Annotated in this window: 26 protein-coding genes; 10 read left to right on the top strand and 16 right to left on the bottom strand. The window is 66.5% G+C overall.

Annotation, left to right across the window (positions count from 1 at the left end):
- Positions 1-13: 13 nt before the first annotated feature.
- The 6 genes from SOM28_RS14540 to SOM28_RS14515 all read left to right on the top strand — a co-directional run bounded on the left by SOM28_RS14540 (position 14) and on the right by SOM28_RS14515 (position 6,701).
- Positions 14-496, top strand: coding sequence for a disulfide bond formation protein B (locus SOM28_RS14540; protein ID WP_123071570.1), 483 nt, complete (start codon positions 14-16; stop codon positions 494-496).
- Positions 493-1,314: a peptide chain release factor N(5)-glutamine methyltransferase gene (gene prmC, locus SOM28_RS14535; protein ID WP_320468531.1), complete on the top strand. Its 822-nt coding sequence runs from the start codon at positions 493-495 to the stop codon at positions 1,312-1,314. The genes SOM28_RS14540 and prmC overlap by 4 nt, the downstream gene beginning before the upstream one ends.
- 67 nt (positions 1,315-1,381) lie before the next feature.
- Entirely contained in the window at positions 1,382-3,418 is a 2,037-nt protein-coding gene (locus SOM28_RS14530) for a DUF885 domain-containing protein (RefSeq protein ID WP_320468530.1), read from the top strand.
- Positions 3,419-3,496: 78 nt separating this feature from the next.
- The gene (gene gshA / locus SOM28_RS14525; protein ID WP_123071195.1) at positions 3,497-5,092 is read left to right on the top strand and encodes a glutamate--cysteine ligase; all 1,596 of its coding nucleotides are present in this window, start codon (positions 3,497-3,499) and stop codon (positions 5,090-5,092) included.
- Between the two features lie 50 nt (positions 5,093-5,142).
- Positions 5,143-6,195 (top strand): histone deacetylase family protein, encoded by a 1,053-nt coding sequence (locus tag SOM28_RS14520; protein ID WP_320468529.1) that lies wholly within the window; start codon positions 5,143-5,145, stop codon positions 6,193-6,195.
- Between the two features lie 38 nt (positions 6,196-6,233).
- Positions 6,234-6,701: a GNAT family N-acetyltransferase gene (locus tag SOM28_RS14515; RefSeq protein WP_320468528.1), complete on the top strand. Its 468-nt coding sequence runs from the start codon at positions 6,234-6,236 to the stop codon at positions 6,699-6,701.
- 12 nt (positions 6,702-6,713) lie between these two features.
- Here SOM28_RS14515 and SOM28_RS14510 read toward each other — a convergent pair whose 3' ends face one another.
- The 8 genes from SOM28_RS14510 to SOM28_RS14475 all read right to left on the bottom strand — a co-directional run bounded on the left by SOM28_RS14510 (position 6,714) and on the right by SOM28_RS14475 (position 15,450).
- Positions 6,714-7,070, bottom strand: coding sequence for a hypothetical protein (locus SOM28_RS14510; protein ID WP_148044087.1), 357 nt, complete (start codon positions 7,068-7,070; stop codon positions 6,714-6,716).
- Positions 7,071-7,163: 93 nt separating this feature from the next.
- Entirely contained in the window at positions 7,164-8,516 is a 1,353-nt protein-coding gene (locus SOM28_RS14505; RefSeq protein ID WP_320468527.1) for a sensor histidine kinase, read from the bottom strand.
- Positions 8,513-9,187 (bottom strand): response regulator transcription factor, encoded by a 675-nt coding sequence (locus tag SOM28_RS14500; protein WP_320468526.1) that lies wholly within the window; start codon positions 9,185-9,187, stop codon positions 8,513-8,515. Before SOM28_RS14500 ends, SOM28_RS14505 begins: the two co-directional genes overlap by 4 nt.
- A gap of 189 nt (positions 9,188-9,376) precedes the next feature.
- Positions 9,377-11,512, bottom strand: coding sequence for a PEP-CTERM sorting domain-containing protein (locus SOM28_RS14495; RefSeq protein WP_320468525.1), 2,136 nt, complete (start codon positions 11,510-11,512; stop codon positions 9,377-9,379).
- Between the two features lie 84 nt (positions 11,513-11,596).
- Positions 11,597-11,785 (bottom strand): hypothetical protein, encoded by a 189-nt coding sequence (locus tag SOM28_RS14490; protein WP_148044054.1) that lies wholly within the window; start codon positions 11,783-11,785, stop codon positions 11,597-11,599.
- 134 nt (positions 11,786-11,919) lie between these two features.
- The gene (locus SOM28_RS14485) at positions 11,920-12,354 is read right to left on the bottom strand and encodes an FKBP-type peptidyl-prolyl cis-trans isomerase (RefSeq protein WP_123070622.1); all 435 of its coding nucleotides are present in this window, start codon (positions 12,352-12,354) and stop codon (positions 11,920-11,922) included.
- Positions 12,355-12,509: 155 nt separating this feature from the next.
- Positions 12,510-13,418 (bottom strand): polysaccharide pyruvyl transferase family protein, encoded by a 909-nt coding sequence (locus SOM28_RS14480; protein WP_123070623.1) that lies wholly within the window; start codon positions 13,416-13,418, stop codon positions 12,510-12,512.
- A 154-nt stretch (positions 13,419-13,572) separates the two neighbouring features.
- Positions 13,573-15,450, bottom strand: a complete 1,878-nt coding sequence (locus SOM28_RS14475) for a potassium transporter Kup (RefSeq protein ID WP_320468524.1) — start codon at positions 15,448-15,450, stop codon at positions 13,573-13,575.
- Between the two features lie 167 nt (positions 15,451-15,617).
- Between SOM28_RS14475 and rarD the strand changes: the two genes are divergently transcribed.
- The 3 genes from rarD (at position 15,618) to SOM28_RS14460 (ending at position 18,995) form a co-directional block, all read left to right on the top strand.
- Positions 15,618-16,499, top strand: coding sequence for an EamA family transporter RarD (rarD, locus tag SOM28_RS14470; protein ID WP_320468523.1), 882 nt, complete (start codon positions 15,618-15,620; stop codon positions 16,497-16,499).
- A 107-nt stretch (positions 16,500-16,606) separates the two neighbouring features.
- Positions 16,607-18,274 carry an energy-dependent translational throttle protein EttA gene (ettA, locus tag SOM28_RS14465; RefSeq protein ID WP_147934926.1) on the top strand — a complete coding sequence of 556 codons (1,668 nt, stop codon included), beginning with the start codon at positions 16,607-16,609 and terminating at the stop codon, positions 18,272-18,274.
- Between the two features lie 175 nt (positions 18,275-18,449).
- A complete protein-coding gene (locus SOM28_RS14460) occupies positions 18,450-18,995 on the top strand; it encodes an REP-associated tyrosine transposase (RefSeq protein WP_320468522.1) in 546 nt (181 codons plus the stop codon).
- An 87-nt stretch (positions 18,996-19,082) separates the two neighbouring features.
- Here SOM28_RS14460 and SOM28_RS14455 read toward each other — a convergent pair whose 3' ends face one another.
- Both SOM28_RS14455 and SOM28_RS14450 read right to left on the bottom strand, forming a co-directional pair.
- Positions 19,083-19,655, bottom strand: a complete 573-nt coding sequence (locus SOM28_RS14455) for a porin family protein (protein ID WP_071360926.1) — start codon at positions 19,653-19,655, stop codon at positions 19,083-19,085.
- Positions 19,656-19,831: 176 nt separating this feature from the next.
- Positions 19,832-20,428 carry an alpha-ketoglutarate-dependent dioxygenase AlkB family protein gene (locus SOM28_RS14450; protein WP_123070894.1) on the bottom strand — a complete coding sequence of 199 codons (597 nt, stop codon included), beginning with the start codon at positions 20,426-20,428 and terminating at the stop codon, positions 19,832-19,834.
- 63 nt (positions 20,429-20,491) lie between these two features.
- Between SOM28_RS14450 and SOM28_RS14445 the strand changes: the two genes are divergently transcribed.
- Positions 20,492-21,082, top strand: coding sequence for a molybdopterin-dependent oxidoreductase (locus SOM28_RS14445; RefSeq protein WP_320468521.1), 591 nt, complete (start codon positions 20,492-20,494; stop codon positions 21,080-21,082).
- A gap of 27 nt (positions 21,083-21,109) precedes the next feature.
- Here SOM28_RS14445 and SOM28_RS14440 read toward each other — a convergent pair whose 3' ends face one another.
- From SOM28_RS14440 to SOM28_RS14415, 6 genes are all read right to left on the bottom strand, one after another.
- Positions 21,110-21,472 (bottom strand): hypothetical protein, encoded by a 363-nt coding sequence (locus tag SOM28_RS14440; protein ID WP_109345670.1) that lies wholly within the window; start codon positions 21,470-21,472, stop codon positions 21,110-21,112.
- 119 nt (positions 21,473-21,591) lie between these two features.
- Entirely contained in the window at positions 21,592-21,969 is a 378-nt protein-coding gene (locus SOM28_RS14435) for an MAPEG family protein (protein ID WP_123070890.1), read from the bottom strand.
- A gap of 24 nt (positions 21,970-21,993) precedes the next feature.
- Positions 21,994-22,824 (bottom strand): Rossmann-like and DUF2520 domain-containing protein, encoded by an 831-nt coding sequence (locus SOM28_RS14430; protein ID WP_123070889.1) that lies wholly within the window; start codon positions 22,822-22,824, stop codon positions 21,994-21,996.
- A gap of 1 nt (position 22,825) precedes the next feature.
- A complete protein-coding gene (locus tag SOM28_RS14425) occupies positions 22,826-23,404 on the bottom strand; it encodes a DUF924 family protein (RefSeq protein ID WP_123070888.1) in 579 nt (192 codons plus the stop codon).
- A gap of 68 nt (positions 23,405-23,472) precedes the next feature.
- Complete coding sequence (locus SOM28_RS14420) at positions 23,473-24,213, bottom strand: MgtC/SapB family protein (RefSeq protein ID WP_123070887.1); 741 nt, start codon at positions 24,211-24,213, stop codon at positions 23,473-23,475.
- A 30-nt stretch (positions 24,214-24,243) separates the two neighbouring features.
- The gene (locus tag SOM28_RS14415; RefSeq protein ID WP_137172623.1) at positions 24,244-24,504 is read right to left on the bottom strand and encodes a hypothetical protein; all 261 of its coding nucleotides are present in this window, start codon (positions 24,502-24,504) and stop codon (positions 24,244-24,246) included.
- Position 24,505: the final 1 nt, after the last annotated feature.

Raw genomic sequence — 24,505 nt, 5'->3', positions numbered from 1 at the left:
CAGAAAGCCCTACATGCCTACCAACCGCCAGGTCCTGTTCGCCATCTCGTCGATCTCGTTCGCGCTGATCGCTGTCGCCCTCTATCTGCAGCACAGCATGGAAATGCGGCCCTGCCCGCTGTGCGTGATCCAGCGCTATATGTTCCTCGCCATCGGCGTCTGCACCCTGGTCGGCGCCATCGGCGGCAAGGTGCGCGCAGCCACGATCCTGGCCCTGCTGGCGGCCTTCGGCGGCCTGTACACGGTCGGCAAGCACCTGTATGTGATCGCCAATCCCGGCTTCTCGTGCGGCATCGATCCGATGGAGACGATGCTCAACAAGATCCCCACCGCCGAATACCTGCCGTGGCTGTTCCGCGCCGACGGCCTGTGCGAAGGTGCGACCGACGCCATCCTCGGCCTGGCGATCCCGCAATGGTCGGCGGTCTGGTTCGTGGTGCTGACCGTGCTGCTGGGCTGGGTGCTGCTGCGCCACTCGCGCGCCCGGCGGGCATGATCGAGGCCGGCGCCACCCTCGGGCAGGTGCGGCTGTCGCTGCCGCTCGATCCGCTCGAAAACCGCATCCTGCTGTGCCATGCGCTGCGCCTGCCGCGCGTGGCCCTGATCACGCAAGCGGAACGCGTGCTCACGCCTGAAGAAGCGGCGCTGCTGGCGGCGCTGGTGCGGCGCCGCCTGGACGGCGAACCGATCGCCTACATCGTCGGCGAGCGCGAGTTCTTCGGGCTGCCGTTCAAGGTGACGCCGGCGGTGCTGATCCCGCGTCCGGATACCGAATTGATCGTTGAACTCGCGCTGGAACGCCTCGCGCCGCAACAGCGCGTGCTCGACATGGGCACCGGCAGCGGCGCGATCGCCGTCGCCCTCGCCTATACACGGCCCGAGGCCGACGTCACGGCGCTCGACGTCAGCGAAGAGGCGCTGGCCGTCGCGCGCGCCAATGCCGAGGCCAACGGCGCGCGCGTGCGTTTCCTGCGCAGCGACTGGTACGCAGCCCTGGGCGCCGAGCGCTTCCACCTGATCGTCTCCAACCCGCCGTATATCGTGGCCGGCGACCGCCACCTGGTCGAGGGCGACCTGCGCTTCGAGCCGATCGACGCCCTCACCGACCATGCCGACGGCCTGTCCGACCTGCGCACCATCATCGATGGCGCTGCCGCCCACCTGGAACCCGGCGGCTGGCTGCTGCTCGAGCATGGCTACGACCAGGCCGGGGCGGTGCGCGATTTGCTGAAGGCTTGCGGCTACGGCGAAGTGCAGAGCTGGCGCGACCTGGCCGGCATCGAACGGGTCAGCGGAGGCCGCCGCGGTGCATGAGGGGCCTGGGGCGCGCACCCCTCGGGATGGACTTGTTAAAATGACCAGTCCTGATTCCGGAGCATGCATGCGCATCCTGTTCGCCTCCCTCGTCCTGCTCGCGCCACTGCACGGCGGCGCCGCTGCGGTGGTACCGCCCGCGCCGCCTGCCGTCACCCAGGATGCGTCCGCTGAGCAGTCACCCGTGCAGCCGTCCGTGCTGGCCGCCCGGCTCTACGAACGCGACTGGCAATGGCAGTTGCGCCATGCGCCCGAGAAGGCCACCGCCCTGGGCGAGCATCGCTACAACGCCTTCTTGAGCGACACCTCGCTGGCGGGACGCGTGGCCGCGCTCGAGCACGAGCGCGCCATGCTGGCGGCGGCGCAGAAGATCGACCGCGCGCTTCTGACTGGAGAAGACCAGGTATCGTACGACCTGTTCGTGGCCGACAAGGAGCGCCTGATCGCCGCCGGCGCCGCGCGTCCTTTCGATCCACTCCCGATCACGGCCTATGACGGCCTGCAGGTGCGGCTGCCGCGCCTGGTCGCGCAGATGCCGTTCGCGAACGACGCCGACTACCTCACCTATCTGGCGCGCCTGCAGGCGCTGCCGGCCCACGTCGACGGCCTGGTCGAGCAGCTGCGCGCCGGGAAGCAGGCCGGCTGGACGATCCCCAAGGCCGCCATCGCGCCGGTGCCGGACGCCTTGCGCGCGCTGCGCGAAAAAATCGCCGACGGGGCGCTCGGCGCGCCCTTCCAGCGCATCCCGGCGACCATCGCGCCCGAGGTGCGCGACCAGTTGCGCGCGGCCGGCAAGGCAGCCCTGGAACAGCAGGCGGCGCCCGCCCTGCGCAAGCTCGAGGACTTCCTGCGCCAGGACTACGTGCCGGCCGCACGCGACAGCATCGGCGCCGCGGCGCTGCCGGGCGGCGCGGCGTGGTACGCCCGGCTGGTAAGGGACAGCACCACCACTGCAATGACCCCGGCCCAAGTGCATGCGCTCGGCCAGCAAGAGGTGGCGCGCCTGCGCGCCGAGATCGAGGGCCTGATCCCGCGCACCGGCTTTCGCGGCGGCTTCGCCGAATTCATCGTCTTCGCGCGCAGCGACCGGCGCCTGTTCTTCGTCGACGCGGCGGCCCTGCTCGACCGCTACCGGCGCACGCTGGCGCTGGCCCAGGGACGGCTGGGCCGCGTCGCGACCGTCATTCCGGCGGCCGGCATCGCCGTCAAGCCGATGAGCGGCGATGGCGCCGGCCAGCCGGCCGCCTATTACGAGGCCGGCAGCGCGGCGCGCACCGCCGCGCTGGTGGTCGACACGGCGCGCCTGAACGCGCGCCCGATCTGGCAGGTCGACACCGTGGCCCTGCACGAGGGCGTGCCCGGCCACCACCTGCAGGTGGCGCGCGCCCAGGAACTCGAGCTGCCGGCGTTCCGGCGCAACGGCTGGTACGACGCCTACGGCGAAGGCTGGGCCACCTATGCCGAGAGCCTGGGCCCTGAACTCGGCCTGTTCCAGGATCCGTTCTCGCTGTTCGGGCACCTGAACGAAGAGATGTTCCGCGCCGCGCGCCTGGTGGTCGATACCGGCATCCATGCGCTCGGCTGGACGCGCCAGCAGGCGCTCGACTACCTGAACACGCATACCGCCAATCCGCCGGCCGACAACGTGGCCGAGGTCGACCGCTATATCGCGCGCCCGGGCCAGGCGCTGGGCTACAAGATCGGCCAGTTGCGCATCCTGGCGCTGCGCACCCAGGCGCGCGCCGCGCTGGGCCGGCAGTTCGACCTGCGCCGCTTCCACGACGCCCTGCTCGGCGGCGGCGCGCTGCCGCTGGCCGAACTGGAGCGCCGCATGGGCCGCTGGATCGCAGCAGAGAAGGATCCAGCGACGCGCGCCAATGCACCGCAGGCAGTGTCCAGGGCAAACGCCGACGGCGACGCCGCATTCAATGCCGCATCCGAACCGGTGTCGACCTGGGAACCCGCCTTCGAATTCGACTTCGTGCTCGACGGCGAACTGCCGCCGGGCTACGACCCCGGCCCGTCGCCCGATTTCGAGCCGCCGGCCGCGCCGGCGCCGGCGCCGGCCCGCAAATCCTTCAGCGCGCCGCACTGGCTTGAATGAGAGGGCGCCCGAACGCGCAGTCCGTTTTTCGGTTAATCTCTGCACCAACCGAACTGGCAGTATAAGAAAGGAAACACTGTGTCGAACCAATTCAACCGCCGCCTGGCACTGCTCGACGACGACGACCACCGCGCCCTGCTGGGCCAGGGCTTGCGCGGCATCGAGCGCGAAACCCTGCGGGTCGACGCGGCCGGCCAACTGGCGCGCACCCCGCATTCCCCGGCACTCGGTTCGGCCCTGACGCACCCGCACATCACGACCGACTACGCCGAGGCGCTGCTGGAATTCATCACGCCGGCCGAGCACGACATCGCGCTGGCGCTGCACCGCCTCGACGCGATCCACCGCTACGCCTATGCCAAGCTGGGCGAGGAGATGCTGTGGGGCGTGTCGATGCCGGGCGAACTGCCGCCCGAGGAAGATATCGAAATCGCCTGGTACGGCAAGTCGAATATCGGCATGCTCAAGCACGTGTACCGGCGCGGCCTGGCGCTGCGCTATGGCAAGGCGATGCAATGCATCGCCGGCATCCACTATAACTATTCGCTGCCGGAACAACTGTGGCAGCTGTTCGCGCAAGAAGAAGGGATCGCCGAGGAACGCCGCCATGCGCTGCGCGACTTCCAGTCGGAAAGCTATATCGCGATGATCCGCAACTTCCGCCGCTATTCCTGGCTGCTGATGTACCTGTTCGGCGCGACGCCTGCGCTCACCACCAGCTTCCTGCGCGGCCGTGAACACAACCTCGAAACGCTGTCCGACGACACCCTGTACCTGCCGTACGCGACCAGCCTGCGCATGAGCGACCTGGGTTACCAGAACGACGCCCAGTCCGGCCTGCGTCCGCACGAGAACAGCCTGGAAAGCTATGTCACGAGCCTGATGGATGCGGTCAACCGTCCCTACGAGCCCTATGCGAAACTGGGCACGCAGAAGGACGGCGAATGGATCCAGCTGTCGACCAATGTGCTGCAGATCGAGAACGAGTATTACTCGACGATCCGTCCCAAGCGCGTGATCCGCACCGGCGAGCGTCCGGTGCAAGCCCTGTGCAACCGCGGCGTGCAGTACATCGAGGTGCGCTGCCTCGACGTCGATCCGTTCGAGCCGGTGGGCATCGCCCTCGACACGGGCCGCTTCCTGGACGCCTTCCTGCTGTTCTGCGCACTCGAGGAAAGCCCCCTGATCAGCGCCCACGACAGCCAGCTGCACGCGCGTAACTTCGCGCGCACGGTCAAGGAAGGCCGCCGCCCCGACCTGACCCTGACCCGCGACGGTCTCGAAGTGCCGTTGAAGGAATGGGCGCTGGAACTGATCGAGCGCATCCGCCCGGTGGCCCAGCTGCTGGACGACGGGCACAACGAGGGCGACGTGCACCAGGCTTCGCTCGGCAAGCAGAAGGCGAAGATCGAGGATCCATCGCTGACCCCGTCGGCGCGGGTGCTGGAAGAAGTGCGCGCGCTCGGCTCGGCCGCGGCCTTCGGCCTGCAGCAGAGCCGCCTGCATGCGGCCACCTTCCGCGACAGCCCCCTGATGCCGGCCGAGGAAGCGCTGTTCGACGAGATGGCGGCCGGCTCGCACGCCGAGCAGGCGAGCATCGAAGCGATGGACACCGGCAGCTTCGACGACTTTGTTGCGGCGTACAACAGCAGTAAGCTATGCTCCAACAACTGAGGTAGCCGCCAGTCGCGGCGCCCGCTCGAATCCGCAGCCGCGAGGACCACTTGCTCACGTTTTACAACGAACACCATGCCCAGCATGACGGCCGCGGCCACGTCGAGCTCGATCGCGGCGAGCTGGCGCCCTGTTCGGAAAAACCCGAGCGCGTCGCCATCGTCCTGAAGGAATGCGAGCGGCGCGGCCTGGGCGCCATCGTCACGCCGCACGGCGTGCCGCTCATGACGCTCGAGCGGGTGCACAGCCCGCGCTACCTGCACTTCTTGCGCAATGCCTGGAGCGAGTGGATCGGTCTCGATCCGCGCCATGTCGGCAAGGATGCCTTGCCAAGAGTATGGCCGGTGCGCACCCTGCGCTCCGATATCGAGCCGGACGATTTTGGCGCGCGCCTCGGCCTGTATTCGATGGACGCCGGCACGCCGCTCACGAGCGGCACCTGGATCGCGGCCAAGACCGGCGCCGACTGCGCCGTCAACGCGGCCCATGCCCTGCAGCGCGGCGAGCGCGGCACCTTCGCGCTCACGCGCCCGCCCGGCCACCATGCCGGCAGCGATTTCTTCGGCGGCGCCTGCTTTTTGAACAATGCCGCGCTGGCGGCCCAGCACCTGCTGGACGACGGCCTGGAGCGCGTGGCCATCCTCGACCTCGATTACCACCACGGCAACGGCACCCAGGGCATTTTTTATCACCGCAACGACGTGCTGTTCGTCTCGATCCACGCCGACCCGCGCGTCGCCTATCCGTTCTACCTCGGTCATGCCGACGAGACCGGCAGCGGCGCCGGCCTTGGCTACAACACGAACATCCCGCTGGCGCCCGGCTGCGGCAGCGGCGCCTGGTTCGCAGCGCTGGAAACCGCCTGCCTCAAGATCGCCATGGCCCGGCCGCAGGCGCTGGTGGTTTCGCTCGGCGTCGATACGGCCGCGCAAGGACAGGATCCGCGCTTCGGGCTGCAGGGCGGCGACTTCCTGCGCATCGGCGAACGCATCGCCCACCTCGGCCTGCCGACGGCCTTCGTGTTCGAGGGCGGCAAGGCCGGTCCCGAGCTCGGCATCCATACGGTCAACGTGCTGGAAGGTTACGAGACCGCCGCCGAATAAGCATCCGCCACAAACTTCACAACCATCGCTTCGCATCCATGACCACTCCTAGCCTGATCGACTGGCAATTCTCGCGCTTCGCCGACCTCTCTCCGTTCGACCTCCATGAAGTGCTGGCCCAGCGCCAGAACGTCTTCATCCTCGAGCAGACCTGCCTGTATCCCGACATCGACTGCCAGGACCTCGAGGCCCACCACCTGCTGGGCTGGCGCACCGTCGACGGCACGCGCAGCCTGGCCGCCTACCTGCGCGTGCTGGCCCCGGGCGCCAAATACGACGAGATGTCGATCGGCCGCGTGATCACCACCCCGGCCGCGCGCGGCACCGGCGCCGGCCGCGCCCTGATCGGCGAAGGCATCCGCCAGGCCGAGGCGCTGTATCCGGGCCACCGCATCCGCATCGGCGCCCAGCAATACCTGGAGCGCTTCTACGGCAGCTTCGGCTTCGAGACCGTTTCGGAACCGTATGACGAAGACGGCATCATGCACATCGATATGCTGCGCTAAGGACCTGTTTCGTTAGTCGCAGCGGCGCGGCCGCAGGCCCGCTTCGCGCTCTTTTTTCGCCTCGCGATCGCACTCGATCTTGCGCACCATCTCGAGGCTGTCCTTGCTGTTCTGGGTCGAGATGCGCTGGCGCTCGAGCGCATTGAGCTTCTCGTTATCGCGCCGGGTTTGCTGCGAGAGCATGCACTCGGTGTATTCGCGCGAGCCCTGGCGCGCGCCGAAATCCGCGCAGGTGCCGGTGTCCTCGGCAAGGTGAAGCGCGCGCCGCTGCTCCGGTGACTGGCATGCCGCCAGGCCCACACCGAGCACGGCCACGAGGCCCAGCATCATGAGGCGGCGGCAAGCCGCGCTGATAGTTGGTCGATTCATCTTGTTCTCCTGTCTGACATCCGGTGGCCGGCCGCGTGGCCGGAGGCGACAACGTCGCCATGCAGGACAGTAGAACAGCGCGGGATTGCGGGATCATGGAGTGCCAGGTGAAACCGGCCGCACCGGCGCCAGGACGACGCGCGCAATCGTGCCGCCACCGGGCGCGCCGAGGATGGCCACGTGGCCGCCGTGGCGTTCGACCACCTGCTGCACCAGGTGCAGGCCAAGGCCGCTGCCGGCCGATCGCGGCCGCAGGCGGTGGAACGGTTCGAACACGCGCTCGCGCTCTTCCGGCGGGATGCCCGGCCCGTCGTCCTCGACCTCGAACCCCGCGCCCTGCACGCGCACGACCACGTGGCGCCCGCCATGTTCGATCGCGTTCTGCACCAGGTTCGTCGCCACCCGCTCGATCGCCCCGGCGTCACCCCTCACCAACCGCACCGGCTGCGCCGCGTCGACCTCGACCGCGATCGAGCGGTCGGCGGCGATCAGGAGCGGCGCCAGGTCGCCGGCCACGCGCCGCACCAGCGCGGCCAGGTCGATCTCTTCGTCGCACCGCGCCGCATCCAGGCGCTGCAGGTCGAGCATCTGTTCGGCCAGGTTGGCGAGCCGCTCGACATCGCTCGCGAGCCGGCGCGTGTCGGGGTCGCTGGAGGCGTCGACCTTGACCCGCAGGATCGCGATCGGCGTGCGCAATTCATGGGCGGCGGAGGCGATGAAGCGCCGCTGCCGCTCGTATCCCTCGTCGAGTCGGCCGAGCGCATCGTTCACCGCCCGCACCAGCGGCGCGATCTCGCTCGGCACCTGCGCTTCGCTGAGCCGCACGCCGCGCCGGTCGACGTCGATACTTTCCGCCTCGGCCGCGATCCTGGCGACGCCGGCCAGCGAACGCCTGACGATCCAGGGGATGGCGACCAGCGACATCAGCACCATCAGCAGAAAGATCGGCAGCGCGGCGACGTTGGACGCCGCCAGGACGGTAAAGCCCACCTGCGTCAGCTTGCCATGCCCGAGGATCGTCACCGGACCGGCGGGCGACTCTTCGCGGCGGATCACGGCGCTCAGCGCATGCGGCGCGAAGCGGTCGCGCACGTGGCCGTAGGAGAGGTTGCGCAGCAGGCTGGTGGCCGCTGCATACTGCGCCGGCACCTGCCCGAAGCTGAGGCGGCGGCCATGGTCGTCCTCGGCCACGAACCACAGGTTCGGCGTCTCGGCGCGCAGCGCGGCCAGTTGCTCGGTCATGCGCAGCGCCAGGGCGCCATCGTCCGCGCGCACGATGGCGGCGGCGATGACGGGCGTGATCCGCTCGTCGGTATACGGCCCGCCGCTATCGGCGCGCAGCGCCAGCGCGACGAGGAGTGGAAAGCAGATGAACAGGATGGCGAACTGGAACAGCAGCGGCTGGACGATCAGCGGCCGCTTGAGCGAGGGCGGCCTGCGGCTCACGGCCGCGCCTGCAGCAGGTAGCCGACGCCCTTGATGGCGTGGATCTCGATGCCGGCATCGACGGCGGCCAGCTTGCGGCGCAGGCGCGAGATATGGGAGTCGAGCGTGTTCGACTGGATGGCGTCGTCGAAGCCATACACGGCCTGTTCGAGCGATTCGCGCAGCACGGTGCGCCCGCGCCGCTTGACGAGCGTCGCCAGCACCCGCAGTTCGCGCCGCGCCAGGTCCAGCCGCACACCCGCCACGCTCGCCTCGTCGTTGGCGACATCGAACACGAGCGCGCCGACGTGGATTTCCTCGAGACCGAGTTCGGCGGGACGGCGCCGCACCGCGCGGATGCGCGCGAACAGTTCTTCGAGCGCGAACGGCTTGACGAGGTAGTCGTCCGCGCCCTCGTCGAGGCCGGCGACGCGGTCGGTGACTTCGCCGCGCGCGGTCAGCATGATGACGGGCAGGCCGGGATTGCCGGCGCGCAGCAGCGGCAGCAGGGACAGGCCATCGCCGTCGGGTAAGGTTCGGTCGAGCAGGACCAGGTCGTAGGCATTCATGCGGCTGGCCTCGCGCGCCAGCGCCAGCCGGTCGGCATGGTCGACGACGTATTTTTCGCGCTCCAGCGCGCCGCGCACCGTGTCGGCGAATTCGGTTTCGTCCTCTACCAGCAGAATTCTCATCGGGGCATCTTCCATGGACAGGTGGCTTGGCGGCATGCTGCGCGCGCGAATGAGCATACCTGCCGCGCATTGCGGCAACATGGCGCCCTCCTGTTCAGGTCCGGATGTGTGCGCTTGCTCCCTTCCAAAGATACACCACTGCCCGCCTGTCGCCCCTGCCGACGGCGCGCCCCTTCACATGACCCCAGCTCAGCAGCCGCACGGCGGCGGATCGAGCCGCACGTACAGGCAATCTTCCTGATTGCAGGCCTGCGCCAGGATCTGGCGCGCATCGTTGATGTCGGTCGCGCTGACGAGGATCCAGCCCGCGGGCAGCGCGGACAGCTCGTTCAGGTCGCGCATGACGCCTTTTTCGTACAGGAAGGCGTGCGACGCCGGCCCCTCGGGCGTGATGGCGGTCGAGGAACCCACCACCGAGGCGGCATTGTTCAGGCCCCAGGCAATGCCGTAGTTGCCGCCCAGCGAACCCAGGCTGGTCATGACCCCGCCCGCGTACAGGAAGGGCAGTTCCATGAAGTAGCTGCCGTCGACGACGATGCCGGTATCGGCGATGCCGACCACCTCGCCGGCATCGTTGATGTCGTAGGCGCTGCTGTTCTTGCCGCCCAGCGTGCCCAGGCTGCGCATGATCTGGTCGCGGTAGACGTAGGCAAGATAGTGCGGCACCGGAAAGGCGTCACCCGTGACCGAGGCGGTGCCGGTCACGGCGCCGTGCCGGTTGATCGCGGCGGAGCCGCCCCAGGTGCCGCCGAACGTGGGAATGATGCGCGTGATGCCGTTGGCGACGACGAAGCCGCGGCCACGCTCACCGACCCCGAAGGCGGCATTGCCGGACACGGCGCCGCTGTCGCTCAATCCGCTCGCCGAGTTGAAGCCCACCAGCACCCCGCGCCCGGCATTGCGCAGGCCGGCCGGCGAGAACACGTGTGCGGCGTCGACGTAGACCCCGGCCAGGTGGCCGTGGCCGTTGATGGCGGCGGCGCTCGAGCCCGGCGCCAGCGCGCCGTAATCGCGCACGACGGCGCCATCCCACACGGCGGCGGCGCCGTTCGCGCCCGCCACATGGCCACGGCTGTTGATGGCATAGGCGGAGAACCCGGCCGGCAGGAAAGTGGCCCGGAACAGGCCCGGCTTGCCCTGCGCCGCCTCGACCGCGGGTGCGGCTGCTGCCGGCGTGGACGCCAGCGGCGCCGTCAGCGTACCCACCAGGAGCGCCGGCGCCATCCAGTGCAAGCGCGTGCGCAGGCGTTGGCGCCGGCGCGCATGCCAGCCCAGCAGCGCCAGCCCGGTCCCCAGCATTGCCCAGCTGCCCGGCTCGGGCACCGCCGCGACCAGGTCGAGCCGCACCGCACGGCAGTCGCCCAGCCCATTGCAGGCCTGGGCCAGGATCTGGCCGGCATCGTTGACGTCGAGCGCGTTCACCAGCTGCCAGTCGCCGCGCTCGCCCACCAGCGCGTTGAGGTCGAGCATGCCGCCAGGCCCATAGATGAAGGCGTGGTAGTCGAAGCCGCCCACGCTGCCGATGCCGGACAGGCCCACCACCACCCCGGCATTGTTGAGCGCATTGGCGCGCCCCGACACGCCGCCCAGCGTGCCGAGATCGATCATGCGATTCTCGTCGGGCGAGAACAGGAAGGGCCGCTCGCTGAAATTGTCGTCGAGCCCGGACCAGCCGGCGACGAAGCCGGCGTCGTTGATGTCGTTCGCTTCGCTGAACCAGCCGCCCAGCGAGCCGAGGTCGTGCTGGACGCCGTCGCGGTAGACCGAGGCGGTGCGGCGCGGATCGCCCCAGTCGTCGCCATCGCCGGCGCGGCTGGCGAAGCCCGCGATGTGGCCGCTGGCATTGATCGCGTTGGCCACGCTGATCGTGCCGCCGAAGCTGCCCAGCTGAGTGACGGCGCCCGACTGGTACAGGAAGGCGTAGGTCTCGGAAAAGCCGACGGCGCCGAAGCCGGCCACCTGGCCGGCGTCGTTGATGGCGGTGGCCCAGGTGCCGTAGGCCGGCGGCACGTTGAAGACCGAGAACGCGCCGCCGGCATACACGAAGGCATCGCTGCCGACGCGGCCGACGATGGAGCCGCCGTTATTGATCGCCAGGCCTTCGCTGCCGGGCAACAACGTCCCCAGATACGTGGTGCCGCCCGTCGACCACACTGCCGCCCCGCCCTGCGCGGTGCCGACCACCCGCCCGGCGCCGTCGAGGCCGGCGGCGGTGAAATCCTGCGGCAGCCAGGTCATGCGGTACAGCGGCGCCGCAATGGCCAGGCCCGGCAACACCAATATGGCCAGCAACAATTTACTTAAGAAATGTTTGCGCAGGGACATGATCGATCCTTCCGGAGGCCGGGGAATCTCAACGATGTCGCAAACAAAGCGGAGGCATTCTGAGCCAGCGCAGGCGCGCGCGCGTCATGAGGCGGCCAGGCGGCCGGCCCCGAGCAGGACCACCGCGGCGGCCAGCAGCAGCCAGGCGGGCGGGTCGGCGGCGAGAACGGGATCGACGACGACGCAGGCCGGTAAGGCCGGCGCCTGCGTGGTGGACGCGGAGGCGGGGCAGCCGGGCAGCAGGCAGACGGCAAAGTAGAAAGAAGGACGCATGATCGGCTCGGCCTGAAAAGCCCCGAGCATCGCCCGCCGCCGTCCCGTGGACCGTGCGCCAGGTCAGCCGTACGCGCAAAAAAAGACCGGGGCATGCCCCGGTCCGGTATGTCATTGACGCCAGGCTGGCCGGCTTACTCGACCTTGGTCAGGGTGATTTCATACACCAGGCCCGAGTTCGGCGGAACCGGACCGTTGCCATTCGCGCCGTAGGCCTGGTTGGCCGGGATCAGGACGGTGCGCTTGCCGCCGACCTTCATGCCGATCACGCCCTGGTCGTAGCCGGGAATGACGGTGCCGCTGCCGACGACGTAAGGACGCAGATTGCCCGATTCCAGACGCGTGCCCTTGAAGTCGGCGACCTTGTCGTTGTACAGCCACAGCGTGTACTGGGTGGTCACCGTCTTGCCGGTCACCGCCTCGGCGCCGGTACCCACCGTGTTGTCGGTCTTGGTCAGGGCCGCGGGGCTGCTGACGACAGGCTTGTCGTCGTCGCTGCCGCCCCCGCCGCAGGCGGTCAGGGCGAGCATGGCGGCGAAGGCCGCGATCAGGGGGAACTTCAGTTTCATGGGTGTCCTCGACTGGGAAAGGCAAACAAAGTTTGTGTAACGAAACTTCGTACCTTATCGAATCAGTCGCATGAAACTGTCCGTAATTTGTCTAATAATTGTAGTTTAGCAATGGAGCGCCGAAGCGAAACTGACGCTTTGACGCAACACCTGCCTCAGGCAGCCACGACGGCATAATCCCGTTTCAGCTGATCGATCTTCGCGAGCAGGCGTTCCAGCGCCACGCCCTGCAGGCGCTCGTCGCTCAGGTAGGACTCGCCGCTGCCGGCCAGTTTCGACAGCGCGCCGACGACGGCATCCTCGACCTGGCGCACGTTCTTCGCCGGTGGCGGGGGGGTCCAGTCGCCTTTCCAGATGCCCACGCCGCGCAGGCCGCGCTTGACGTTTGCCGCCAGGCGGTCACGCGGGCCGAGCGTCTTGTCGATGTCCCACACGCTTGGCAGGGTCTGGGCGCGGTAAGGCACTGACATCGACTGGCACCAGTCCTCCCACTTGAATCCCAGGATGTGTTCGTAGCATTGCACCGGAATCCAGGGAACCCGATAGGCATCCGCCACGATCGCCGCATGCATGGCCTCGGCGATGACCAGTTTGGCGCCGCGGATCTTCGTCAGCACTTCGTGCATGTCGGCCTCGGGGTCGAGGAAGGTAATGCCCGCCTTGGCGCAGAACGGGGCCCAGTCGGCATTGAGCATGCTGGAATGGTGCGGCATGAAGACGACCTCGCCCGTGGGCGCCACTGGCTGGTTGACGACCCGGGTCAGCAGCAGCGCGGGATCGGTGATCGCCACCTGCTTGTCGAGCCCCAGTGCGGCGGCGGTCAGCGGCCCGCGCACGCAGTAGAATTTCCACTTGTCGTCCACCTGCGCCGCCTTGTTATAGCCGACGCCCGATCCGAACACGAGCTTCTGCGGCTCGGCCGGCACCCGCGAATTGATCAGGGTGCCCATTCCTACCAGGAGTGTGGAATCGTCTTCGTCCACGAGTTCGGGGATCAGCGCATCCCAGATCACGGGATTGAGTTTGTCGCCGAAATTATTGCCTCGATAGTAGTAAAGCTTCATGTCTCGCCAGTGGAATGGAATGATCGGTCCGGACGTCCTGCCGTACGGTCGTGCTCAAAAATTGCTTATTAATCAATAGTTCCCGATTATAAGATAGTTTGCTGCAATTTCCTTTGCGCACGTCTCCGGTGCGCGGGTCGGCCAGGCGATCAGCCTAGATCTCGATCTGCGTGCCCAGCTCGATCACCCGGTTGCTGCGGATCTGGTAATAGTCGGCCGCGCTGCGCGCATTGCGCGACAGCGCCACGTACAGGTGCTCGCGCCATGGCGCCATGCCGCCGCCCGGGGCCGAGATCACGGTCTGGCGCGCGATGAAGAACGAGGTCTCCATCATCTCGAACGACAGGCCGAGCGCGCCGCAGCGGTCGAGGATGTCCGGAATGTCGGGCTCGTCCTTGAAACCATAATGGATGTTGAGCTGGTAGCAGTTGTGGCCCAGGTCGACGATATCGATCTGTTCCTCGAACGGCACCCACGGTTCCTCGCGCATGTGCACGGTCAGGAACACCACCCGCTCGTGCAGCACCTTGTTGTGCGACAGGTTGTGCAACATCGCGTGCGGCACGCCGTCGCTTTCGCCGCGCAGGAAGATGGCGGTGCCCGGCACCCGCGTCGGCGGCGCCACGAACAGCGACTCCATGAAGGCTTCCAGCGGGATCGCGTGCTTCTGCAGGTTCTCGAACACCAGCCCGCGGCCACGCTTCCAGGTCAGCATCAGGGTCAGCAGCACGCCGCCCATCAGCAGCGGGAACCAGCCGCCATGGAAGATCTTGGTGGTGGTGGCTGCGAACAACATGATATCGATCGCTAGGAAGAAGCCGGTCGCAGCCAGGCAGACCCACAGCGGCAGGCGCCAGCGATAGCGGGTCACGAAGAAGGTGAGCACGGTGGTCATCATCATGGTGGCCGTGACCGCGATGCCGTAGGCGCCGGCCAGCTCGTCCGACGAACCGAAACCGACCACGGCGATCAGCACCACCGCCAGTTGCAGCCAGTTGACGGCCGGGATATAGATTTGCCCGATCTCGCTTTCCGAGGTGTGCAGGATGCGCATGCGCGGCAGCAGGCCGAGCGCGATCGCCTGCTTGGTCATCGAATAGGTGCCGCTGATCGTCGCTTGCGAGGCGATCACGGCCGCCATGGTCGACAGGATCACCAGCGGGATCACGCTCCAGGTGCCGAGCTGGTGGTAGAACGGGTTTTCCACCGCGCCGGGATCGGCGATCAAGAGGCCGCCCTGGCCCAGGTAGTTCAGGGTCAGCGCCGGATAGGCGATCAGGAACCAGGCCATGCGGATCGGCTTGGCGCCGAAGTGGCCCATGTCGGCATACAGCGCCTCGGCGCCGGTGATCGCCAGCACCACCGCGCCCAGCGCGATGAAGGCCAGCAATTTATTGTCCATCATGAAGTGGGCCGCATGCCAGGGATTGAGCGCGTTCAGGATCTCGGGCGACTGGACGATGTTGACGATGCCCATCGCGGCCAGGGCTAGGAACCACACCAGCATCACGGGGCCGAAGAAGCGGCCGATGCCGGCCGTTCCATGGCGCTGCACGCTGTACAGGGCCACCAGCACCACCACCGCCAGCGGCACCACATAGTGCGACATGCCGGGCGCCGCCACCTCCAGGCCCTCGATCGCGCCGAGCACCGAGATCGCCGGCGTGATCACGCTGTCGCCGTAGAACATGGTGGCGCCGATGACGCCGATGGCCAGCAGCGGGAAGCTCCAGCGCGAGTTGCGCGCCACCGAGTTGGTCGCCAGCGCCATCAGGGCCATGATGCCGCCCTCGCCGCGGTTGTGCGCGCGCAGCACCAGGGTCACGTACTTGAGCGAGACGATGACCGTCAGCGCCCAAAAGATCAGGGAGATGACGCCGAGGATATTGGGGGTGTTCAGGGGCAGGCCGTGGGTGTCGTCGAACACCGCGCGCAGCGTGTAGAGGGGGCTGGTGCCGATGTCGCCGTAGACGATGCCGACCGCGGCCAGGGTGAGTGCCGCCAGGCTGCTTTTCTTGCTATCTGATGTCAAGATTACACCATCGCTTTTGTATTGGTGCGGCGCACCATAAAATAGTGGGTGGAAAAAAGCAAGAATATTTCGTGGTGCATCATACACCCGTGCAAAAAGAGGCACGCTCCAGCAGCCGTGTACGTATTCAGGGATAATGTCATCCCTGCAATCCAGCTCCCATTCCCATGCGTTCCGGCATCATTTACGCGGCCCTGGCCTTCCTCTGCTGGGGCCTGTTCCCCATTTATTTTCACGCGCTGGACGGCGTGCCGCCGCTGCAGATCCTGGCGCACCGCATGCTGTGGTCGCTCGGTTTCCTGCTGATCGTGCTGGTGCTGCGGCGCCAGTGGAAATGGCTGAACGTGGTGCGCCAGCCGCGGGTATTCTTCAGCTTCGTGCTGTCGGCCGTGCTGCTCAGCGCCAACTGGCTGGTGTACATCTGGTCGGTCACCAACCACCACGTGATCGAAGCCAGCCTCGGCTATTTCATCAATCCGCTGGTCAATATCATGCTGGGCTACCTGATCCTGAAGGAGCGCCTGCGCAGCGTCCAGTGGGTGGCGATCGCGATTGCCGCGCTGGGCGTGGCCTGGCTGACCTGGCAGGCCGGCACGGTGCCCTGGATCGCCCTGTTCCTTGCGTTCTCCTTCGGCAGCTACGGCCTGCTGCGCAAGACGGCGGCGCTCGGCGCGCTCGAGGGACTGTCGTTCGAGACCATCGTGCTGTTCCCGCTGGCGGCGGCCTACGTCATCTGGCTGACGGTGCAGGGCCAGAACGTGTTCATCAATACCGACTCCGACACCATCCGCGTGCTGCTGGTGATGGCCGGCCCGCTCACCGCGATCCCGCTGCTGCTGTTCGCCAGCGGCGCGCGCAAGATCCCGCTGTCGATCCTGGGGCTGCTGCAATACCTGTCGCCGACCCTGCAATTCCTGCTCGGCGTGTGGCTGTTCAAGGAAGCGTTTACCGCCGACCGCCTGGTCGGCTTCGCGCTGATCTGGAGCGCGCTGATCCTGTTCGCCGGCGAAGGCCTGCTGCGCCGGCCGCCTGCGCCTGCCAAAACCTGATCGCGCGCAGCACCCGCACGGGATTTCCAGGCGTCGGCCAAGAAATCCTGTGTCGGGCGCGGGTTCTGTCGTATCCTGTGCACCTTAAACAACACCAGAGTCAAAGCATGGCCAATTACGTCTATACGATGAACCGCGTGGGCAAGATCGTCCCGCCGAAACGTCAAATTCTCAAGGACATCTCGCTGTCCTTCTTCCCAGGCGCCAAGATCGGCGTGCTGGGCCTGAACGGCTCGGGCAAGTCGACCCTGCTCAAGATCATGGCCGGCATCGATACCGACATCCAGGGCGAAGCACGCCCGATGCCGGGCCTGAATATCGGCTACCTGCCGCAGGAACCGCAGCTCGATCCCGAAAAAACCGTGCGCCAGGAAGTCGAATCCGGCCTGGGCGAAGCCTTCGAGGCGCAAGCCAAGCTGGAAGCCGTGTACGCCGCCTATGCCGAAGAAGACGCCGACTTCGACGCCCTGGCCAAGGAACAGGAACGCCTGGAAGCGATCATCTCGGCCTCCGACGGCGGCAACCTGAACCTGCAGCTGGAAATGGCCGCCGACGCGCTGCGCCTGCCGCCATGGGACGCGAAGATCGGCGTGCTGTCGGGCGGCGAGAAGCGCCGCGTGGCGCTGTGCAAGCTGCTGCTGTCGAAGCCCGACATGCTGCTGCTCGATGAACCGACCAACCACCTGGACGCCGAATCGGTCGAGTGGCTGGAGCAATTCCTGCTGCGCTTCCCGGGCACCGTGGTCGGCATCACCCACGATCGCTACTTCCTCGACAACGCCGCCGAATGGATCCTGGAACTGGACCGCGGCCATGGCATCCCATGGAAGGGCAATTATTCGTCGTGGCTGGATCAGAAACAGGCCCGCCTGAAGCAGGAAGAATCGACCGAATCGGCGCGCCAGAAGGCGCTGCAGAAAGAACTCGAGTGGTCGCGCCAGAATCCGAAGGCGCGCCAGGCCAAGTCGAAGGCCCGTCTGGCCCGCTTCAACGAACTGTCCGAATTCGAATATCAGAAGCGCAACGAGACGCAAGAGATCTTCATTCCCGTGGCCGAACGCCTGGGCAATGAAGTCATCGAATTCAAGAACGTCTCGAAAGCCTTTGGCGACCGCCTGCTGATCGACAATCTGTCGTTCACCGTGCCGCCAGGCGCCATCGTCGGCATCATCGGCCCCAACGGCGCCGGTAAGTCGACCCTGTTCAAGATGATCGCCGGCAAAGAACAGCCAGACAGCGGCGAAGTCGCAATCGGCAAGACCGCCCACGTGTCGCTGGTCGACCAGCACCGCGACGAGCTGGCCAACAGCAAGACCGTGTTCGAAGACGTCTCGGGCGGCGCCGACATGCTCAGCGTGGGCCGCTTCGAAATGCCGTCGCGCGCCTACCTGGGCCGCTTCAACTTCAAAGGTTCCGACCAGCAAAAGGTCGTGGGCAACCTGTCGGGCGGTGAACGCGGCCGTCTGCACCTGGCCAAGACCCTGCTGCAAGGCGGCAACGTCCTGCTGCTGGATGAACCGTCGAACGACCTGGACGTCGAAACCCTGCGCGCGCTGGAAGACGCACTGCTCGAGTTCGCCGGCAGCGTGATGGTGATCTCCCACGATCGCTGGTTCCTGGATCGCATCGCGACCCACATCCTGGCCTTCGAAGGCGACTCGCAAGTCACCTTCTTCGATGGCAACTATCAGGAATACGAAGCCGACAAGAAGAAACGCCTGGGCGAAGAAGGCGCCAAGCCGAAGCGTATCCGCTACAAGCCGCTGACCACCTGATCCCTGGGCAGAATGCAAGCGCTTGTTTCGTAAGGGAAAGCCCGCGTCCGCGGGCTTTTTTTATTAGCGGAAACGGAACGGGGTTGGTGTGCAAGATGTGTGACACTCTTGCGGATGAGGACTCCCGGAAGCCTGTCGACCGCAGCCGCTTCGTGCGCGCGGTGGCGGCCAGACCATGCTTAGCTACCCCAATAGTTACCGCGATAACCGCGTCCCCGGCGGGACCTTCTTTTTCACGGTGCGCCTGCTCGACCGCGGCAGTCACCTGTTGACCGAACATATCTCCGCGTTCGGCGAAGCCATACGGCTGGCGCGGGCGCGCCGTCCTTTCCACGTCGATGCCTGGGCAGTCCTGCCCGATCATGCCCATGCGATCTGGACCCTGCCACCGGGCGACCACGACTGTTCCAGCCGCTGGCGCACCGTCAAGATCGCGTTTTCGAAGGCATTGCGCAAGACCGGGCAGTCCGGGGTGGACGATGGCGCGCTCTGGGAACGCCACTACCGCCACTACCGGGTCGGTCAGGACGACGATTATGCGGCCCTGGTCGACTACGTCCACACCGACGCCGTGCGCCACGGCCACTGCCGCGAGCCGCGCGACTGGCCGTGGTCGTCGCTGCACCGCTTCATTTCGGCCGGACATGCGGCGCCCGAACCGGCGATCATCGTGCCGCCGTGGGTGCAGCGGCCACAGGGTCTGGCGCTGGCGCGGCTATGAATGCCTCCTGCGCACGATTCGTTTGAATTTTCGCACCGATAACAAAAAAGGCCCCGCAGGGCCTTTTTCGTTCACTACACGCTCTGCTTAGAACGAGTACTTCGCGCCGATGGTCAGTGCGTTTGGACGCACGCCGAAGTCGCGAGTGCCGCCGAAGCGTTCGTATTCGGCGATCACTGCCACGTCCTGGTTGATGTTGTACTGCACACCCAGGGCGCCGTAGGCGTTGTTGTCGCTGTCGCGACGGTTCAGCGAGGCGTTGACCGCTGCCAGTTCGTTCACGTCATGCGACACGCCCAGCTTGGCGTAGCCGACCAGCTTCTCGGTCAGCGGCGAGCTGAACTTGGCGGCGACGTAGGTCGAACGGCCATCGACCTGACCGCTGGCAGCCACTGGGCCCAGGGTGTAGTAGATGTCGGCGCTGCGGTAGTCGGTGTGGCCGACTTCGACTGCCCAGTTCGGAGTGAACTCGTAGCCGCCGAACAGCTTGGCCGATGCCTTGATGGTATCGATGTCGGCGCTGGTTGCACCTGGGACGCGCGATTCATAATCGGTGGCCACCGCACCGACGCCAACATAGGCGCGTGGGGTGAATTCTTGTGCCTGGACAGCCGAGACAGCGGCGGTGGTAGCGAGCAGTGCAACGATCAGCTTTTTCATCTCAATTCCTCTTCTTGTTCATCTGGCTCGCGATTCCCAACGAATCGCGATGTGATCAAGATAGCACTGGCGACAGAGCAAGTCCGTGCCGATTCCGTAAGAACTGTAAGAAAGTGTAACTTAATGACCGGCCGGTTATTAATATTTCCGAGTGGATCGATGGGGTTGCACGCAGTTTAGACGATTTTCCTGAAAGTTAGGTTTACCCGCGCTTGTAACGTGCGTGTCATCTTATTGATGCCATGCAACCAATATTTCTGGGTTTCACCGCGCATCAGCAAGAGGCTGCCGTCGGTCAATTCCAGTCGGACAGTCTTTTTGTTGTATTTATGCTTCAGGATGAAGGTGCGGGCGGCGCCAAGGCTGAGCGAAGCGATGGCAGGTTGCGGTCCCAGTTCCGGCTCGTCGTCGCTGTGCATGCCCATGCTGTCGCGCTCGTTACGGTAGAGATTCAGCAGGACGCTGTTGAAGCTGTGCCCGGTCGCCGTCTCGACCGCCGTGCGCAGGGTGTCGAGCAGCGGTGTGAACGGCGCCGGCTGCAAGCGCAGGCCGGAATAGGTGTAGGCCGCGTCGCCATACCAGGCGCTCAGGCGCGGCTGCAGGTGACGCTTGCCGTACACCACCACCGTTTCTTCGCGCCAGTCGGTTTCACGCAGCAGGCGCGCCATGACCTCGGCATTGGTCCAGGGCAGCGGGAGTTGGGGCATCCAGGCGAGATCGCCGTCTTCGAGCGGGATCGGACTCAGCAAGGAGTCGTCGGCAAATAAATCCATGGTCAAACCATACGCAAAATTGACGGCTATGATGGTGTACTTTCCACCACACCGTATTCTCGCATGGACAAACGCCATTTCCTCGGCGCCGCAGTATTGGCTGGCGCAGCGCCGGCCTTCGCCGGCCGCAGCACGGGTACGGCTGCGGCTCCGGCCGCAGGGCCCACACTGCTGACCATCACCGGCGCCATCACGCGCAGCAACCGCGGCGCCCTCGATCCAGCACTCGACCAGATGATGGCCAAGCAAAAGCTGGCGTTCGACCGCGCCTATGCCCTCGATTTCGCAGCCCTGGCCGCCCTGCCGGCGCGCACCATCCGTCCGACGCTGGAATACGACGGCAAACCGCATACCCTGCGCGGACCGCTGCTGGCCGACGTGCTGGCCCAGGCCGGCGCCAAGCCGCGCGATGCCGCCAAGGTGCTGATGCGGGCGGTCGACGGCTATGCCGCCGTGCTGGAAATGCGACAGTTACGAGCGTGGAATTTCATTGTCGCCACCCACCTGGATGGAAAACCGATGCCGCTGGGTGGGCTGGGGCCGCTATGGGCCGTGTATGACGCCGACCGGGTGCCGGAAATGGCGGCGCTCCCGGTGGCGCAGCGTTTCGGCGCCTGCCCATGGGCCTTGTATCACCTGGAAGCGATGGCCTGACCCATATTCAGGCGGCCGGCGCAGGCTTCAGGCGTAGGCTTCCGCCAGGCTCATCACGCGCGGCGCCACCTTGATGCCGACATTGCCGAACAGGGCGTCGATGGCGGCCAGGTTGGCGCTGCATTCATCCGCCTTCCAGCCCTTGAACATATCGGTGCCGTCCTTCTGGAAATGCAGGTCGAGCACCTTGCCCTTGTCGCGGTGCACATAGTTCTGCTGATGGACGTTCTGGAAACCCAGTTCGGCCAGGCCGGCAAGCACGGTGTGCGGCGGATTTTCCGGGTCGGTGGCCAGGAAGACGCCAAAAGTCTTGCCTGGCGGCTTGGCTGCGACGTCGACCTCATAGATCCCTGGCGCCTTGGTAACACTCGTGCTCTTCAGAAACAACATATTGTTCTCCTGGCGCGCCAGTGACCGTCAGGACAGGACGCGCGATGCTAATTAGTAGTAGTCCTCAAGCATATTTCCATACGGGAACTTTGTCGATCTTTGTATTCGCTTTTTTCGCTTTAGCGCATTAATAAGCCGAAAACTGTGGCGCCGATTAACGCGGCGCAAGCCAGCATGCCCAAAATGAAGCCCGCTTCGCGCTTTGCCGGGTCGCGGTAATAGCCGACCGCATACAGGATGCGGCCCAGGCACCACAGCAGGCCGCCAGCCGCCGCCCACAGGTCGCCCAGGAAGGTGGCGCACAGCCACAAGGGCACCAGCACCAGCGGCAGCATCTCCAGGGTGTTCATCTGAACACGGTGGGCGCGCTGGAAAGCCTCGGGACCATCCATCGATGGCGCCGGCACCTTGTAGCGCACGCGGGCATAGCCGGCGACGCCCCAGGTCCAGAAATACACACCGAGGACGGCCAGGGTGGCCCAGGCGGTAAAGAACATTGCGTTTTCCTTATTGTCTTGAAGTCATGAAGCGGCGTGCTTGCGCCGCGCCAGGTCGGCCGTCAGCGGCACCAGTGCCTCGTACAGCCTGCCGGTCGCCTCGTCCCAGTCGAGCAGGGCCTGCTGCTGGCGCGCCACGGTCGCGTGGTCGCCGCGCGCCACCGGCCCGCTCAGGGCCGCCGCCGGGCCGAGGCGGAACACGTTCGCCATGGTCTCGCTGGCGAGCGGCTGCGCCAGTTCGCGCGCGATCGGTTCCGGCACGCCAGCCGCCTGGTAAGCGCGCAGGGCGGCGTCGAGCACCGTGGTCAGGTAATTCGACGCGAACACCGCCGCCGCGTGATAGACCGTCTTGGCCGCGGCATCGATGGTCACGAGGCGCGCGCCGATCGCCTCGAATGCCGGCGCCAGCAATGCCAGTGCCTGCGCCTCGCCCTCGATGCCGCAGAAGGTTCCTGCGAAGTCGCGCGCCACGGCGTCGGGATCGGCGAAGCTGCGGATCGGATGCACGCTGGCGACCAGCGCCCCCTTGTCGGCCAGCGCCTGCAACTCACTCGACGCCTTGGCGCCGCTGCAGTGGAATACGACCGCCCCCTTGACCTCATGCGCCTGCGCCAGTGCGGCCGCCATGGGCGCGATCTGGTCGTCGTTCACGGCCAGCAGCCAGATGTCGGCCGGACGCAGTTGCGCGAGGTCGGCGCAGGCGTGGCCGGCGTCGATGAAATCGACCGCCGCCCGGGCGCTTGTGGGCGAACGGGTCAGCACGTCCTGCACCACGCAGGCGCCGTTGGCCGCCAGCAGGCGCCCCAGCACCTTGCCGACGTGGCCGGCGCCGACCAGGTTCAGGGTCAGCGCCACCTCAGAAACCCGAACCCGGCGTGGCCAGGTAGTCGGTTTCTTCGGGCGTCGAGGCGCGGCCCAGGATCGGGTTACGGTGCGGGAAGCGGCCGAAGCGCGCGATCACGCCGCGGTGGCGGTGCGCATAGTCGAGCTGCTCGTTGAAGCCTTCGTGGCTGGCGGCCAGGTCGGTGAACAGCTCGACCGATTGCTCCTGGGTGCGCGCGTCTTCCGCGTGCTCGAACGGCATGTAGACGAAGACCCGCTCGAGCGGCGACAGGGACAGGTGCTCGCCAGACGCCACCAGCTGGCGCGCGGCGTTCAGCGCCAGCGCGTCGCCGGCGAAGGAGTCGGGCGTGCCGCGGTAGGCGTTGCGGGTGAACTGGTCGAGCACCAGGATGCGCGCCAGCACGCCGCGCGGGCCCTCTTCGTCCCATTCGCGCAGGCCACCGGCGATCGCGTGATCGATCGCGGCGCCGAAGCGTTCGCGGACGGCAGCGTCGAAAGCGTCGTTCTTGCGGAACCATTCGGCGCGCTGCTTGCCATGGCCTGGATCGGAAGACGGCAGGAACCAGAAATCGAGAACTTCTTGTGCGTCCATTGGAAAACCCCGTTTGGCATTGTTATTGGTGTTGCGAGATTGAAGCGCCGCTTCCCCTCAGCGGCGCGTCAGTTACGTGCGTGCGACAGCTGGAACGAGTCGACGCCGTCGAAGGCGGCCAGTTCGCGCGCCAGTTCCGACAGCGGCGCGCCCGTCTTGCGCGACAATGCCAGCGCCACGAAGCGCCATTCCTGGCGGCCTTCGTCGCTGCTGATGGTCAGCGAGCTGCCGGCGATCTCGTAGCCGCGCTCGAGCGCCACCTTGCGGATCGCGTCTTCGCGCGGCATGAACTCGGGCCGGAAGCGCATCCGCACCGCCACCGCATGACGCGACGGCAAAAAGGTCTCCAGGCGGTTCAGGTAAATCATGATCATCGCCGACAGGAAGGCCAGGCCCATCGCGGCCAGATAGAAGCCGATGCCGATCAGGATGCCGATCGCCGACGAGGCCCAGATCGAGGCCGCCGTGGTCAGGCCGCTGATATTGAAGCCGTCGCGCATGATGACGCCGGCGCCGAGGAAGCCGATACCGGTGACCACGCCCTGGATGATGCGGGTCGGATCGATCGGCGCCAGCAGGCCCGAATGGCCGCCGTACCACAGGTCCGGATAGCCGGCCAGGATGGTCAGCGCGGCCGAGGCCATGCACACCAGGCCATAGGTGCGCATGCCGGCGGCGCGCCCGTGATAGGCGCGCTCGTAGCCGACCAGCAGGCCAAGCAGCAGGGCCCCGATCAGGTGTAACAGGATCAGGCCATTGGTGAATAGCTCGTGCTTCGACCAATAGGCCGCGAACAGGTTTTCCGTCATGCGCGCATGGTGTTCATGGTCGGCGGGCGGTCAGGGCTTTTTCTTGACCAGCTGCTTCTCGAAGGCCAGGTCGTTCTTGCTGATGCGCGGCTGCTCCTGCGGGCCCAGGCCCTTGACGAAGACGACGAAGTCGTCGAGCTCCATCGGTGGGCACAGCGGCGGGCTGCCGGGCGCTTCGGACAGGTAGAAATGGCCGTCGCCGGTACGCGCCATCGAGTACAGATTGTTCCCGGTACGCTGCTTCAGGCGCTCGACGGCGGTGCTGGCGCGGGTGGAACGTGAGCTGGCCATA

This window comes from Massilia sp. CFBP9026, from assembly GCF_034045165.1.
Classification (GTDB): Bacteria; Pseudomonadota; Gammaproteobacteria; order Burkholderiales; family Burkholderiaceae_D; genus Telluria; species Telluria arenae.
Note: the sequence above shows the minus strand (reverse complement) of the source record. Positions and strands in the feature narration are given on the sequence as shown.

Coding starts and splice junctions, on each gene's coding strand:
- SOM28_RS14500 (WP_320468526.1), bottom strand. CDS start 9,187: ATGAGAATTCTGCTGGTAGAGGACGAAACCGAATTCGCCGACACGGTG.
- SOM28_RS14485 (WP_123070622.1), bottom strand. CDS start 12,354: ATGAAACTGAAGTTCCCCCTGATCGCGGCCTTCGCCGCCATGCTCGCC.
- SOM28_RS14460 (WP_320468522.1), top strand. CDS start 18,450: ATGCTTAGCTACCCCAATAGTTACCGCGATAACCGCGTCCCCGGCGGG.
- SOM28_RS14490 (WP_148044054.1), bottom strand. CDS start 11,785: ATGCGTCCTTCTTTCTACTTTGCCGTCTGCCTGCTGCCCGGCTGCCCC.
- SOM28_RS14445 (WP_320468521.1), top strand. CDS start 20,492: ATGGACAAACGCCATTTCCTCGGCGCCGCAGTATTGGCTGGCGCAGCG.
- SOM28_RS14425 (WP_123070888.1), bottom strand. CDS start 23,404: ATGGACGCACAAGAAGTTCTCGATTTCTGGTTCCTGCCGTCTTCCGAT.
- SOM28_RS14480 (WP_123070623.1), bottom strand. CDS start 13,418: ATGAAGCTTTACTACTATCGAGGCAATAATTTCGGCGACAAACTCAAT.
- SOM28_RS14455 (WP_071360926.1), bottom strand. CDS start 19,655: ATGAAAAAGCTGATCGTTGCACTGCTCGCTACCACCGCCGCTGTCTCG.
- ettA (WP_147934926.1), top strand. CDS start 16,607: ATGGCCAATTACGTCTATACGATGAACCGCGTGGGCAAGATCGTCCCG.
- SOM28_RS14530 (WP_320468530.1), top strand. CDS start 1,382: ATGCGCATCCTGTTCGCCTCCCTCGTCCTGCTCGCGCCACTGCACGGC.
- SOM28_RS14510 (WP_148044087.1), bottom strand. CDS start 7,070: ATGAATCGACCAACTATCAGCGCGGCTTGCCGCCGCCTCATGATGCTG.
- SOM28_RS14440 (WP_109345670.1), bottom strand. CDS start 21,472: ATGTTGTTTCTGAAGAGCACGAGTGTTACCAAGGCGCCAGGGATCTAT.
- SOM28_RS14450 (WP_123070894.1), bottom strand. CDS start 20,428: ATGGATTTATTTGCCGACGACTCCTTGCTGAGTCCGATCCCGCTCGAA.
- SOM28_RS14435 (WP_123070890.1), bottom strand. CDS start 21,969: ATGTTCTTTACCGCCTGGGCCACCCTGGCCGTCCTCGGTGTGTATTTC.
- rarD (WP_320468523.1), top strand. CDS start 15,618: ATGCGTTCCGGCATCATTTACGCGGCCCTGGCCTTCCTCTGCTGGGGC.
- prmC (WP_320468531.1), top strand. CDS start 493: ATGATCGAGGCCGGCGCCACCCTCGGGCAGGTGCGGCTGTCGCTGCCG.
- SOM28_RS14515 (WP_320468528.1), top strand. CDS start 6,234: ATGACCACTCCTAGCCTGATCGACTGGCAATTCTCGCGCTTCGCCGAC.
- SOM28_RS14540 (WP_123071570.1), top strand. CDS start 14: ATGCCTACCAACCGCCAGGTCCTGTTCGCCATCTCGTCGATCTCGTTC.
- SOM28_RS14415 (WP_137172623.1), bottom strand. CDS start 24,504: ATGGCCAGCTCACGTTCCACCCGCGCCAGCACCGCCGTCGAGCGCCTG.
- SOM28_RS14495 (WP_320468525.1), bottom strand. CDS start 11,512: ATGTCCCTGCGCAAACATTTCTTAAGTAAATTGTTGCTGGCCATATTG.
- SOM28_RS14420 (WP_123070887.1), bottom strand. CDS start 24,213: ATGACGGAAAACCTGTTCGCGGCCTATTGGTCGAAGCACGAGCTATTC.